This is a genomic window from Embleya sp. NPDC020630 (genome assembly GCF_044334985.1).
Taxonomy (GTDB): Bacteria; Actinomycetota; Actinomycetes; order Streptomycetales; family Streptomycetaceae; genus Embleya.
Window position 1 is genome coordinate 23,296 of the sequence record NZ_JBIRUB010000013.1, and the last position, 12,937, is coordinate 36,232.

Genomic DNA, 12,937 nt, shown 5'->3' on the forward strand with positions numbered 1-12,937 from the left:
CTGTCCGGGTATCGGTCGAACACCCGGGGTATCGCTCGAACACCCGTACTCGGCGCGGTCGTTCGACACGTCGAGGCGTCGCTCCGGGCCGAACTCGGTGCGGGGCGACGCCTCGATGGGAACTCCGGGCTACCGGCGGGCTACTTCCGCGCGTCGATCTCGACCTCGGCCTCCGTCATCGCGGAGGTGACGTCCACGCCGCCCGCCGCGTCGGCCGGAGCCGCGCCGGCCGCCGGTGCCGGGCCGGAGCTCATCGCCGCCTGGCCCCGGGGCATCAGCAGCGCCGCGAAGAGCAACGCGACCACGCCCAGGATCGCGGCGGACAGGAACGCGTCGTGGTTGACCGACAGTTGGGCCTCGTGCACCTTGTGCACGTTGCCCGCGGCCCGGGTCATGTCGCCGGCGAAGCCGCTGTAGGCGATGGTGGCGATGACCGCGAGGCCGAGCGCGCCGCCCGCCTCCTGGCTGGTGTTGATCAGACCGGCGCCCATGCCCGCCTCCTCCTCGCTGATGCCGACGAACGCGGCGATCTGGAGGGTGACGAAGCACATGCCGCAACCGAGGCCGAGGGCGATGAACGCGGGCAGGATGTCGACCGCGTACCGACCGTCCAGCGGGGCCCGCCACAGCAGGAGCAGTCCCGTGGTGGTCACCGCGAGTCCGGCGATCAGCACCGGTCGCGCGGCCACCTTGGTGATCAGACCCGACGCGACACCCGCACCGACCGCGACCGCGACGGCCAGCGGCACGTAGGCGAAGCCGGCCTTCATCGGCGAGTAGTCGTACACGTCCTGCATGAACAGGCTGGCGAAGAAGAACAGCGCGCCGAACATGCCGAACACCAGGATCGCCGACAGGTTCGCGGTCCGCATCGTCTTCAACCGGAAGACCCGCAGGGGCAGGATCGGTGCCGCCGCCCGCGCCTCGATCGCCACGAACGCGCCGAGCAGGACGGCCACGCCACTCAGGCTGCCGATGGTCCGTGTGGTGGCCCAGCCCACCGTGGTGGCCTCGCCGAGGGTGAAGATCAGCAGCAGCAGACCGGCGGTGAGGGTGGCTGCGCCGGCCACGTCGAACCTGTGTCCACGCTCTTCGGCCACGCTCTCCGGCAGCACCTTAGGGGCGAGGAGCGCGACGCCGAGTCCGATCGGCACGTTGATCCAGAAGATCCACTCCCAGCCGGGTCCGTCCGCGAGCAGGCCGCCCATGATCACGCCGACGATCGACGCGATGCCGGCGAGCGAACCCCAGATGCCCAGCGCCTTGTTGCGCTCGGCGCCCTCGGGGAAGGTGTTGGTCAGGATGGACAGCGCCGACGGCGCGATCATCGACGAGCCCAGGCCCTGGAAGCCGCGCGCGGTGATCAGCATCGTGCCGTTCTGCGCCAGGCCCGAGACCAGCGACGCGAGCGCGAACAGCACGAAGCCCGCCTGCAGTACCCGGCGACGGCCGAAGGTGTCCGCGAGTCGTCCGCCGAGCAGCAGGAAGCCGCCGAGGACGGTGCCGTAGGCGGTGACGATGTAGTTCTGGCTCACCTCCGACATGTCCAGGCCGGTCTTGATCGACGGCAGCGCCAGGTTCACGATCGACACGTCGAGGAACACCATGAACTGGCCCAGGCACAGGAACGCCAGGATCGCTCCGGTGCCGACGCCGGGTCCGGATCGGCTCGTCGCCGAATCGGTGGCAGACATCACATTTCTCCTAAACCATGCGGAATCGGGTGATCGAGCGATCGGACGTCCGTGGCGATCGCGGTGTCGGGTGTTCGAGGGCAGGTCCCACCCACGCCGGGCGGTCGCGGGAGGCAACCGGCCGAGCGTCGTCGCGGGGATCCGCCGAACCGGCCGCGTCGTACGTTCGCGTCGGTTCCGCCCCCGGCCGCAGGGGCCGGGACTCGTTCGTCACCGCCTTGACGGATCGCCGACGGCGAATGTGACAGCGGGGCGAAGGGCAATTTCCGAACGCGCCCGGGGTCGTCCCGAGGACGCGGCCCTCGGGCCGCGTCCTCGGCCGGCGCTTCGGTCCGTGCTTCCGTCCCCGCCGTCCCTGCGCTGTCACATCGGCCCTGATCGCAACGTCATGGCTGTGAGGGTCGCGACGAGAACCGAGGACGCGACCGCAGGACGGGGATGGTCACGGTGATGGTGATGCGGATGAACGAGCACGACTTTCTGGCCGAGCGCTTCGAGACGCACCGCGGCCACCTGCTGGCGGTGGCCTATCGCATGCTCGGCTCGCTGACCGAGGCCGACGACGCGCTCCAGGAGACCTGGCTCAAGCTCAGCCGGTCCGACCCGGACGACGTGGACAACCTGGCCGGCTGGCTGACCACCGTGGTCGGCCGGGTCTGCCTGGACATGCTGCGCTCGCGTCGCTCCCGCGGCGAGGAGCCGCTGGACCCGCAGGTACACGTGCCCGACCCGATCATCACCGGGATGGGCGCCGGCGACCCCGAGGAATCGGTCCTGATCGCCGACTCGATCGGCCTCGCCCTCATGGTGGTCCTGGAGACACTCGCCCCCGCCGAACGGCTGGCCTTCGTCCTGCACGACCTGTTCGCCGTCCCGTTCGACGAGATCGCGCCGATCGTGGACCGCACACCGGCCGCGGCCCGCCAACTCGCCAGCCGGGCCCGGCGTCGGGTCCAGGGCGCGGCCCCATCCCCCGACGTCGACCTCGCCGTCCAGCGCGAGATCGTCGACGCGTTCCTGGCGGCCGTCCGCGGCGGCGACTTCGACGCGCTGGTCGCCGTGCTCGACCCGGACGTGGTGGCCCGCGCCGACGGCGGCCCCCTGCGCCCCGGCGGCTCGATCGTGCGCGGCGCGGCGGCGGTGGCCGGCCAGGCGCTCGCCTTCGCCCAAATCGCCGACAGCGCCCGCCCCGCACTGGTCAACGGCATGGCCGGGGTGGTGGCCATCTCCGCCGGCCGGCCGATGTCGGTACTGGCCTTCGGCTTCGCGGCCGGCCGAATCGCCAGCCTGGACATCCTGGCCGACCCGGCCCGCCTCAGCCACTTGGACCTGACGGTCCCGGCAAGCTGAACGAAGACCGACACGGACGGGGTTGCGGGGAGGGCGGCGGGGGCGGGGCCGGCGGCGGGGGACGGGAGGGTGGTTGGGTTGGGTTCCCTGCCGGCTTTCCCGAGTGGGCCGGGCGTTTCCGGCGGGCGTTGCGCGTTTGGTTACGTGGCCCGGTGCGGGGCTGGTCAGAGTCGGTGGTGGACCGCCGCCGGCGTGCGGGGCTCCGAGGCGGAGGGTTCCCGACGAGGCGGGTGTGTTGCTCATCGAAAACCGGCCGGCAGCAGGGGCAGGGAGGCTGTCGGGTCGGGTTCCCCGGGTGGCCTTTCCGACTGAGTCGGGTGTTTCCGGCGGGCGTTGCGCTGTTGGTTGCGGGTGGCTGGTGCGGGGCTGGTCTGAGTCGGCGGGTGGGCCGCCGCCGGCGTGCGGGGCTCCGAGACTCGAAGTTCCCGACGAAGCGGGCATGTTGGTCGGCGGAAAACCGGCCGGCAGCGGGGAGCAGGAGGGCGCTCGGGTCGAGTCCGCCGGGTGGTCTTGCCGAGTGGGTCGGGCGTTTCCGGCGGGCGTTGCGCTTTCGGTGACGTGGGCCGGTGCGGGGCTGTCCGTCTCGGAGCCCCGCACGCCGGCGGCGGCCAATTCGCCGACCCGGACCGGCCCCGCCCCAGGAGCCCCCCGCGGCCAAACCCTCAATGCCCGCCCCCACCCCCCAACCCCCCAGTGGTCAACGGCAGTCCGTTGTGAAGATCGATATCCGTCGTCGGGGTGGGTACGTTCCGCGGCATGAGATTTCTCCACGATCAGCTTCCGCCCCATGACCTCACCTACAGTGACGTCTTCCTCGTTCCGTCGCGATCCGGTGTGGGGTCGCGGCTCGATGTGGACCTGACCACCTCCGATGGGACCGGGACCACCATTCCCGTGGTGGTGGCCAATATGACCGCCGTGGCCGGGCGGCGGATGGCCGAGACCATTGCGCGGCGTGGTGGGCTCGCGGTGATTCCGCAGGACATCCCGGTCGACGTGGTCGCCGAGGTGACCGGCTGGGTCAAGCAACGCCACCTCGTGTACGACACCCCCATCACGATGTCGCCCACCGACACCGTCGGCGAGGCGATGAACCTGCTTCCCAAGCGGGCGCACGGGGCGGTCGTGGTGACCGAGGGCGGTCGGCCGGTGGGGATCGTGGCCGAGGCGGACTGCCTGGGGGTGGACCGCTTCGCGCAGCTCGCGCGGGTGATGTCCACCGAACTGCTCACGCTGCCCGACGGGGTCGACCCGCGCGAGGCGTTCGACCGGCTGCACGAGGGCCGGCACAAGCTCGCGCCGATCGTGGATGTCGACGGCCGACTGGTCGCCGTACTCACCCGCACCGGCGCGCTGCGCTCGACCTTGTACACGCCGGCCGTGGACGCCGCGGGCCGGCTGCGGGTGGCCGCCGCGATCGGCATCACCAACGACGTGGCGCACAAGGCGGCGAGCCTGATCGAGGCGGGCGTGGACACGCTCGTCCTGGACACCGCACACGGTCACCAGGAGCAGATGCTCAAGGCGCTGCGCGCGGTACGGGCGCTCGACCCGCCCGTACCGATCGTCGCGGGCAACGTGGTCACCGTGGCGGGCGTGCGCGACCTGATCGACGCGGGCGCCGACATCGTCAAGGTCGGCGTCGGGCCCGGCGCGATGTGCACCACGCGGATGATGACCGGCGTCGGCCGCCCGCAGTTCTCCGCCGTCGCCGAATGTGCCGCCGAGGCGGCGCGGTCGGGGCGACACGTGTGGGCCGACGGCGGCGTCCGGTATCCGCGCGACGTGGCCCTGGCGCTGGCCGCCGGGGCCTCGAACGTGATGGTCGGCTCGTGGTTCGCGGCCACCTACGAATCACCAGGGGACGCGTACCGCGACGGCGAGGGTCGGCTGTACAAGGAGAGCTTCGGCATGGCCTCGGCCCGCGCGGTCCGCCTGCGCACCGCCACCGAATCCGCCTTCGACCGGGCCCGCAAGGCGCTGTTCGAGGAGGGCATCTCGTCCTCGCGGATGTACCTGGACCCGGTCCGCCCGGGCGTCGAGGACCTGATGGACTCGATCGGCGCGGGCGTGCGCAGCGCCTGCACCTACGCGGGCGCCCGCAACCTCGCCGAATTCCACGAGCGCGCGATCCTGGGCGTGCAGAGCCCGGCGGGCTACGCGGAGGGCAAACCGCTGCCCGAGAGCTGGTGAGCCGTCGGCGGCGCGAACCTCCGCCCGGGAGCGCGCCGCCGAGGCACCCTCCGTACGAAACGGATTGACGGCCGGGTGACACTCTTGTCATGACGCACGCCACCCGCACCGGAACCTGGACGATCGTGCCCACCCCGGTCGACGCGCCCGAGGCACTCGCGCTGCATCGCGCGTACTACGTCGAGGTCAGCGACCGCTACTACCGGTTGCACGAGGGCCGCGACTCCACCCCCGCCGAGATCGAGGCGGGCCTCGCCGAGACCACGCACGACGATCTCGTGCCGCCCGCCGGAGTGTTCCTGGTCGGCCGGTACGGCGACGAACCGGCCGCCTGCGCCGGAGTGCGGCTGCGCGCCGACGGCGCCGCCGAACTCACCCGCGTCTTCGTCCGCCCCGACGTGCGCGGCACCGGCGGCGGCCGACGCCTGATGGCCGCCGTGGACGACGCCGCGCGGGCGCTGGGCGCCGAACGCATCATGCTCGACACCCGGCTGGACCTGATCGAGGCGCGCACCCTGTACACCAGGACCGGCTACGTCGAGGTGCCGGCGCACAACAATTGCCGATACGCGGAGATCTGGTACGCCAAAAACCTCACCGTCGACGGGGTGCCGGAGCCGGCCGATCCGGCCTGAGTACACGGACGGGGGCGCGGCGGCGGAGACGACGAGGGGGAGCGGGCATGACCAGCGACCGGGACGACAACTGGTACAACCTCGGGTGGGGGCCGTGGGACGAGCGGTTGGCGCTCCCGCAGGGGCCGCCGAGCGAACAGGATCGGGAACAACAGGAGTTGCCCCGCACACTGCTGGCGGCGACCGGCCCCGGCCTGGTGCAACGCGCCGTGTTCGACCCGGCGTTGAAGCAGTACGCCAGCGCGATGCGGGCCGGGGAGCCGCAGTTCACCGCGCCCGAGGCCGCCGAACGCTGGCACACCGCACGCCGCCGCGCGATCGACCACGTGCTCGCCGCGATCGCGGAATCCCGGTGGGCCGAACACCTGGTGCTGCGCGGCAGCATGCTGCTCCGCGCCTGGTACGGCGACGCCGCCCGGGAACCCGGCGACCTGGACTTCGTGGTGGCCCCGGCCACCTGGGAACTGGCCGAGCCGCGCACGGAGCGGATGTTGGCCGGGATCGGGCGCGCCGCCGAGGCGCACGCGCGCGCGGCGGGCGAGGTGCGGATCGACGCGGCCGGCGCGGTCGACGACGAGATCTGGACCTACGACCGTGTCCCGGGCCGACGGCTGGTGCTGCCCTGGCAGGCCGACGGCCTGCCGTCCGGGACGGTGCAACTCGACTTCGTCTTCTCCGAGACGCTGCCCTCGCCGGCCGCGTACACCGAGGTGCCCCGGCACGACGGCACGGGCGGGCACCGGCTTTTGGCCGCCACCCGCGAGCAGTCCCTGGCCTGGAAGTTGTTGTGGCTGATCGCCGACGCCTATCCGCAGGGCAAGGACCTGTACGACGCGGTCCTGCTCGCCGAGTCGACGCCGCTGCGCGCCGAACTGCTGCACACCACCCTGGTCGCGGCGGAACCGCACTGGGCCGGCCGGCGGGTGGGGCGCGGCGCGCTGGTCGACCAGGACCCCGACTGGAGCGAGTTCGCCAAGGAATACCCGCATCTCGGCGGCTCGACCGAGGAGTTCATGGAGCGCCTGCTCACCGCGCTGGCCCCGGTCTTCGCCGAGGAGGCGGACGGGCCGGCCGTCGACGGCTACGCCTGGCGACTGCGGTGGCTCGCGCCGCTGCTCCCGGACGGCCGGCGCGAGGCGGCACACGGCGGGATGCCGGCGCTGGCCGGGTGGCTGCGCAGCCGCGCCCTCGGCCTGACCGAGAGCATCGTGGTGATCCGCGAGGTGGTCGGCCCCGAGCGCTGCACACCGGAACAGGCGGCGGCCGCGTATGTGGCGGAACTGCCGTACGGGTCGAGCCAACTCGGCTACTACGAGCGTAATCCGGACGTCGTGCGCAACGCGTTGGAGGCACTGCGGGAAGGGGTCTGACCGGCCGAGTATCCCCAGGCTGCCCGTCCGCCCGTCCGATTGTCGAATCGCTCGGGTCACCGTTCAGGAAGGACCATCGGTGAGTACCATCGAACCATCCGTGGTCAAGGCCGTCTTCACGCTGGCGGATGCCGCCATCGTGCCCGTGCTCGTCGATCGGCTCGGGGACGAACTGGGCGCGGCACTGCGCTCCTTGCCCAGTGTTCCCGGGGCGTTGGCCGACGCGGTCCGGGCCGGGGACGATCCGGTGTTGATGGAGGCCGTCGAAGCCGTCGAGGCGCGCGCGAGCCGGTCGGATCCGGCCGTCGTGCGCCTGTTCGCGCCGACGGGCTTCGCCGACCCGGCCGCTCCAGCCGACCCGGCCGCCCCATCCATCCCCGCCCCCGCCGACCCCGCGTCGCACGATCCCCTCGCTCGGGCCGCCCGGACCGACCTCACCGCCGAGGAACTGAACGCGCTCCTCGACCTGGACGACCCGCTCGTCGACGCCCGCCTGTTCGCCGGACCGGTCCTGGACCGCACGGAACGCGCCCGGCTGCTCGCGGGTGTGCGTCGCGACGGTACGGTCGGCCCGGTGCCCACGGCGCTCACCGACCTGCTGTGGGCGGCCGAACTGGGCCGCTGCGCCCGGTGGCTCGCCGCCGGGATGGCCTCGGGCGACGCCGAGGTGGCCCGGATCGTGGTCAACCGCCTGCCGCTGCGCACCGAGGCGGGCCGACTGCGGCTGATCCTCGGGGTCTGGGCGCGGCACGGCCGGGACGAGGTGCGCCGGATACTCGCCGAGGCCCACTTCCCGACCGAGGCGCGAGCCGAGATCGAGCAGGCCCTGGGTCGCCATGACGGCCGCGCCGTCCTCGACGCGCGCTTGGCCGAGTCGGAAGTCCCGGAGCGCATCGTGGAGTTCCTGTGCGCCGGCGACGACTCCGAGCAGCCCGACCGGGTCGACGGGATCCTCGACGACGGCGGCACGATCCCGTGGCCGGAGCTGATCCGGGCGCACCGAACCACCCCGCTGCCCGCCGCGCTGCATGCGCGGCTGGCCGAACTACCCGACTGCCCCCGCGAGTTGCTGATCGCGCTGCTGGCCGAGGGGCTGCCGCGGTCGAGCCGCGACGACCGACCGTGGCTGCACGCGGCACTGGTCGCCGGCCGACTGACGGGCGCCGACGTACTGGACCACGCCCGCCCGGCGGCGGTGGCGTTGTCGATCCTCGCCGGCACCGACGGACGTACGTCCCCTGCCCGTTGGGCATCCGGCGCGCCACGTGCCCGGGCGTACCTGCTGGCCGACCGCTATCTGGGGGCGGACGTGGAGGCGTGGATCGTCGCGCTGCGGCTGTTCCCGGACTTCGCCGGCACCATCCCGGAACTCCTGGCCACCGCAGGCGCGGTGACCGGGGATCGGGCGGGGGCGGTCGGCTGATCGACGACCGGCCCGGCTCGGGTGGGCCGCCGACCGCCCACCGGCGTCCGGCCCGCATCGTCTCACCGACCGGACGAGTGCCCGGCGGAGACGGCCGTCGGCTCGCCGTCCGACTCCTCCCGATCCCGCTCCGCTTCCGTCTCGGCGCCGAGCAGGACGAGCTGCTCGTGCCCGTCGAGCAGGCCGTGCGCCCGCTCGGCGGCGGGCGTCCAGGACCCCCGGCAGGAGATCGGCGCGTCGCCGGCCCGCACGTGTCCGGGATCGTCGTGGCGCCAGACCGCGTGCGTCTCGGTCACCGCGACCCGACGCCCGCACACTCCGCAGGTGCCTCGTGGGCGGTGTGTGTTCATCCCCCCATGATGTCCGACAGGACGGACACCACCCGCCCCGACCGGCCCACTGCCCCGTCCGGCCCCCCGCCTCCTGCCCTGTCCGAGACCCCGGAAAATATCCGGCCGTGATCGGTCACATTCCCCGATTCGCATCCGTCAGTGAGGTGTCGGGCGGCAACGAGCCGCCGACCACGAGCCGACGACAACGAGCCGATCGGACCGGCGACGGCACCCGGCGGCAACGCCGCGGGACCGTGCATCGCCGCGCGCCGCAGCCGAGGTCGGCAGATCGCGAATCGGAGCACAGCATGACCGGCAAGTCCTTCAAGAACGATATGTCGATGATGTTCATCTTCCACGATGCGCTTCGTCGCCAACTGGAACAGATCGCGCGGATCACCGCCGAGGCCACGGACGATCCCCGGGTGATCCTCCAGGCGTCGGTCGGCTGGGAGCTGTTCAAGCGGTACCTGCACGTGCACCACGGCGCCGAGGACGACGTGTTGTGGCCCGCGATCCGGCCGGCCACCCAGAACCTGCCGAACCAGCTCGCGGTGATCGAAGCGATGGAGGCGGAGCACGCGATCGTCGACCCAGGTCTGAACGCCGTCGACGCCGCGCTGGCCGACCGTGAGGGCGGTCCGGAACGCCTGGCGATGATCGTCGAGCGCCTGGTCGGCGGCCTCGGCGGACACCTCACGCACGAGGAGGACGAGGCCCTGGCGATCGTCGACGAGCACTGCACACCCGAACTGCTCCAGCGATTCGGCGCCGAGCACCAGGTACGGATCGGGCCGGGTACCCCCGAATACCTCCCCTGGCTCCTCCAGGGTGCGAGCGACGAACACATCGCGATCGCCCTCGGCGTGCTGCCCGAACCGGTCCGCGCCGCCTACCACGCCGAATGGAAGCCGGCCTACGCCGCCCGCGACATCTGGGGCCCGAAGAACGGCTCCACCGCCGCATGACCCAGACCCCGCACCGGTGCCGCAGCCCCCCCGAGACCCATACCGCCCCGGCCGGGTGCGGTCCGGATCACGGCGGCGATCCGGACCCCACCCGTCCAGTGCGGTACACCAACCCCAGCGGTCCCCGGACCGTCGTACGCGCCGCGCCCGTCGGCTACCAGCCCACGCGGAACGTCTGCCCCGTCTGTACGCCCTCGATCGAGCGTCGGTAGGCGAGTGCTGCGGCGGACACGTCGACCGGCGGAAAACCGGGAAAGATCGCGTCGTATGCCTCGGCGGATTCGGTGAACACCGTCGGGCTGACCGAGTTGATCCGCAACTCGCGCGGGAGTTCGACGGCCGCGCCCCGAACGAACGCGTCGACGCCGCCGTTGGCCATCGAGGACATCGATCCGGTGCGGACCGGCTCGCCCGCCAGGATGCCGGTGATCAGCGTGAACGAGCCGTTGTCCGCGACCGCGTCGAGGCCGCGACGGACCAGTTCGATCTGTCCGAGCAGCTTGTCCAGCGCCGCGCTCACGGTGTCCTCCCGCGAGAGGTCGCCGATCTCCTTGAACGGCACACTGCCGGCGGTACAGGCGACCGCGTCGACGCGGCCGACCCGTTCGTACATCGCCGCGATCGACGCCGGGTCGGTGATGTCCACCGCCACGTCGGTGCGCCCCGTCCGCGACGCGGTGACCACGTCGTGTCGGGTGGCGAGCAATGTGGTGACTGCGGCACCGAGAGTGCCGGTGGCACCGACCACGAGGACCTTCACGACGACCTCCGACGTGGGATACGAACGAATACCGCTGTGATCCTCGCCGGTTCGCCGGGGATGGGCAAACGACGGATACGACCGGCCCGGGAGGTCCGAGGGTTCAGGGGCGGGTGCCGGCCGCGACGAACATCGGGACGGCCACGAACGAGCGGTCCGCGTCCACCCACGACGACCTGACCCACTGCCCGCACCTCCGGCACGCGCTCACCGACGCCGGCCCGGGCGCGGCCCGGGCCGGCTGTCACGAGGCATCGCTCAGATGTTGAACCCCCCGTCCACTTCGATCGCGGTGCCGGTGATGTAGTCGCCACCCGGACCGGCCAGGTACACGACGGTGCGGGCTATCTCGTCCGTGGACGCGAAGCGCCCGAGTGCGGTGTGGCCGCGCACGCCCTCGGCGTTCGGGCCGTCGGCGGGGTTGAGGTCGGTGTCGGTCGGGCCGGGCTGGATGACATTGACCGTGATCCCGCGCGGACCCAGGTCCCGGGCCAGGCCCTTGGTCATGCCGACCACCGCGGCCTTGCTCAGCGTGTACAGGGTGAAGCCCGGGAAGAGGGTGCGCCCGGCGACGTTGCTGCCGATGGTGATGATCCGGCCGCCGTCGACCATGTGTCCGGCCGCCGCACGCGAAGCCAGGTACGGGGCACTCACGTTGGCCGCGAGCGTCTCGTTCAGCTCGGCCGCGCCCAACTCCTCGATCGGGCCGAGCCGGAACACCGCCGCGTTGTTCAGGAGGATGTCCAACCGGCCGAACGTGGCGGCCGTCTCGTCCACGGCCGCGACCACCGCGTCCGTGTCCACGCCGTCGGCGCGGATCGCCAACGCCCGTCGTCCCAGCGCCTTCACCTGCTCCACCACACCGGCCGCCGCGTCGACATCGGACCGGTAGGTGAACGCCACGTCGGCTCCGTGCGCGGCCAGCGCCCGCACCGACGCGGCCCCGATGCCTCGGCTGCCACCGGTGACCAATGCGATTTTTCCTTGGATCTCGTTCATGTCCCCAAGCCTGGCCGACCCCCCTCCGCGGAGCCGGCGGAAAACCGCCCTGGCATTTCGCCCGCGACGACCGGGGTCAGACGTGTTTGATCACGCCCCCATCGATGAGCTGCGCCATCTCCTCTGCGGCGGCGAGGCGGCCGGTGGGTGACGCCGTTGACCAGCCTCGGTGTCGAGGCCGTGTCGAGAGAGCCGCCATCTGTGTCCGAGGGGCCTCCATCGAAGCTCGGTCCGCCGTTGGTAGGTCCGCTGACGATCCGAACTTCCCTCACACGACGGCCAGTTCCTCCCACAGTTCGTCGGGGATACGTTCGGCGGCGAGGGCGACGGTGTCCGTGATCTGGGCCGCGCTCCGGGCGCCGACCACGATGGTGGCCACCGCCGGGTGTGCCGCGACGAAGCGCAGGGCCGCGGCGCGCAGCGGTACGTCGTACGCCTCGCAGAGGTCGCGCAGCCGCAACGCCCGCGCCAGCAGCTCGGCGTCGGCGGGCGCGTAGTCGTAGGTGGCACCCGGGCGAGGGTTGGCGAGGAGGCCGCTGTTGTAGACGCCGGCGCCCAGCACGGAGACGCCTCGGCGGGCGCACAGGTCGAGCAGGTCGGCGCCGGTGCGGTCGAGGAGGGTGTAGCGGCCGGCGAGCATGACGCAGTCGAGGTCGGTCTCGGCCACGAACCGGGCGGGCATCGCGCTCTGGTTCATGCCGACGCCGATCGCGCCGATCACGCCCTGGGTGCGCAGTTCGGCGAGGGCGGGATACGCCGCGCCGACGGCCTCGGCCCAGTGCTCGTCCGGATCGTGGATCAGCACGATGTCGATCCGGTCCAGCCCGAGCCGGTCCAGGCTCGCCTCGATGCTGCGCCGCACACCGTCCGCCGAGTAGTCGCGTACTCGACGCCGCGCGGGCGTGTCGACGAACCCCTCTCCGGCGGTGGGCGCGTCGGGGTCGTCCACAAGGAGCCGACCAACCTTGGTCGAGACGGTGAACTCACCACGCGGCCGCCCACGCAACGCGTCCCCGAGTCGGGACTCGGACAATCCGACGCCGTAATGCGGCGCGGTATCGAAGTACCGAATCCCGTCCCGCCAGGCGGCATCCACGACCGCGCCGGCCGTCTCATCGTCGATCGGCGCCCCAAGATTCCCCAACGGCGCCGCCCCGAGCCCCACTTCACTCACCAACACATCGGTCCCACCAACCACACGCCACTTCACAAC

The 12,937-nt window shown here is 72.2% G+C and carries 11 protein-coding genes; 6 read left to right on the forward strand and 5 right to left on the reverse strand.

Annotated features, from left to right (window positions below; translation table 11 throughout):
• Positions 1 to 140 precede the first annotated feature (140 nt).
• Complete coding sequence (locus ACH4XV_RS33750) at positions 141 to 1,694, reverse strand: MFS transporter (protein ID WP_395796133.1); 1,554 nt, start codon at positions 1,692 to 1,694, stop codon at positions 141 to 143.
• A 462-nt stretch (positions 1,695 to 2,156) separates the two neighbouring features.
• Between ACH4XV_RS33750 and ACH4XV_RS33755 the strand changes: the two genes are divergently transcribed.
• From ACH4XV_RS33755 to ACH4XV_RS33775, 5 genes are all read left to right on the forward strand, one after another.
• Positions 2,157 to 3,044: a sigma-70 family RNA polymerase sigma factor gene (locus tag ACH4XV_RS33755; RefSeq protein ID WP_395796134.1), complete on the forward strand. Its 888-nt coding sequence runs from the start codon at positions 2,157 to 2,159 to the stop codon at positions 3,042 to 3,044.
• 756 nt (positions 3,045 to 3,800) lie between these two features.
• Complete coding sequence (locus ACH4XV_RS33760; RefSeq protein WP_395796135.1) at positions 3,801 to 5,237, forward strand: GuaB1 family IMP dehydrogenase-related protein; 1,437 nt, start codon at positions 3,801 to 3,803, stop codon at positions 5,235 to 5,237.
• 89 nt (positions 5,238 to 5,326) lie between these two features.
• A complete protein-coding gene (locus tag ACH4XV_RS33765) occupies positions 5,327 to 5,872 on the forward strand; it encodes a GNAT family N-acetyltransferase (RefSeq protein WP_395796136.1) in 546 nt (181 codons plus the stop codon).
• Positions 5,873 to 5,919: 47 nt separating this feature from the next.
• Positions 5,920 to 7,242 carry a nucleotidyl transferase AbiEii/AbiGii toxin family protein gene (locus ACH4XV_RS33770; RefSeq protein ID WP_395796137.1) on the forward strand — a complete coding sequence of 441 codons (1,323 nt, stop codon included), beginning with the start codon at positions 5,920 to 5,922 and terminating at the stop codon, positions 7,240 to 7,242.
• Positions 7,243 to 7,321: 79 nt separating this feature from the next.
• Positions 7,322 to 8,665, forward strand: coding sequence for a hypothetical protein (locus tag ACH4XV_RS33775; RefSeq protein WP_395796138.1), 1,344 nt, complete (start codon positions 7,322 to 7,324; stop codon positions 8,663 to 8,665).
• A 62-nt stretch (positions 8,666 to 8,727) separates the two neighbouring features.
• Here ACH4XV_RS33775 and ACH4XV_RS33780 read toward each other — a convergent pair whose 3' ends face one another.
• The gene (locus ACH4XV_RS33780; RefSeq protein ID WP_395796139.1) at positions 8,728 to 9,015 is read right to left on the reverse strand and encodes a hypothetical protein; all 288 of its coding nucleotides are present in this window, start codon (positions 9,013 to 9,015) and stop codon (positions 8,728 to 8,730) included.
• Positions 9,016 to 9,305: 290 nt separating this feature from the next.
• Here ACH4XV_RS33780 and ACH4XV_RS33785 point away from each other — a divergent pair, with 290 nt between their 5' ends.
• A complete protein-coding gene (locus ACH4XV_RS33785) occupies positions 9,306 to 9,965 on the forward strand; it encodes a hemerythrin domain-containing protein (protein WP_395796140.1) in 660 nt (219 codons plus the stop codon).
• Positions 9,966 to 10,119: 154 nt separating this feature from the next.
• On the opposite strand, the gene ACH4XV_RS33790 is transcribed toward ACH4XV_RS33785, so the two are convergent.
• The 3 genes from ACH4XV_RS33790 to ACH4XV_RS33800 form a co-directional block, all read right to left on the reverse strand.
• Positions 10,120 to 10,725, reverse strand: coding sequence for a short chain dehydrogenase (locus ACH4XV_RS33790; protein ID WP_395796141.1), 606 nt, complete (start codon positions 10,723 to 10,725; stop codon positions 10,120 to 10,122).
• Between the two features lie 258 nt (positions 10,726 to 10,983).
• The gene (locus ACH4XV_RS33795) at positions 10,984 to 11,724 is read right to left on the reverse strand and encodes an SDR family NAD(P)-dependent oxidoreductase (RefSeq protein WP_395796142.1); all 741 of its coding nucleotides are present in this window, start codon (positions 11,722 to 11,724) and stop codon (positions 10,984 to 10,986) included.
• 268 nt (positions 11,725 to 11,992) lie between these two features.
• Complete coding sequence (locus ACH4XV_RS33800; RefSeq protein WP_395796143.1) at positions 11,993 to 12,934, reverse strand: aldo/keto reductase; 942 nt, start codon at positions 12,932 to 12,934, stop codon at positions 11,993 to 11,995.
• Between the last annotated feature and the right edge of the window lie 3 nt (positions 12,935 to 12,937).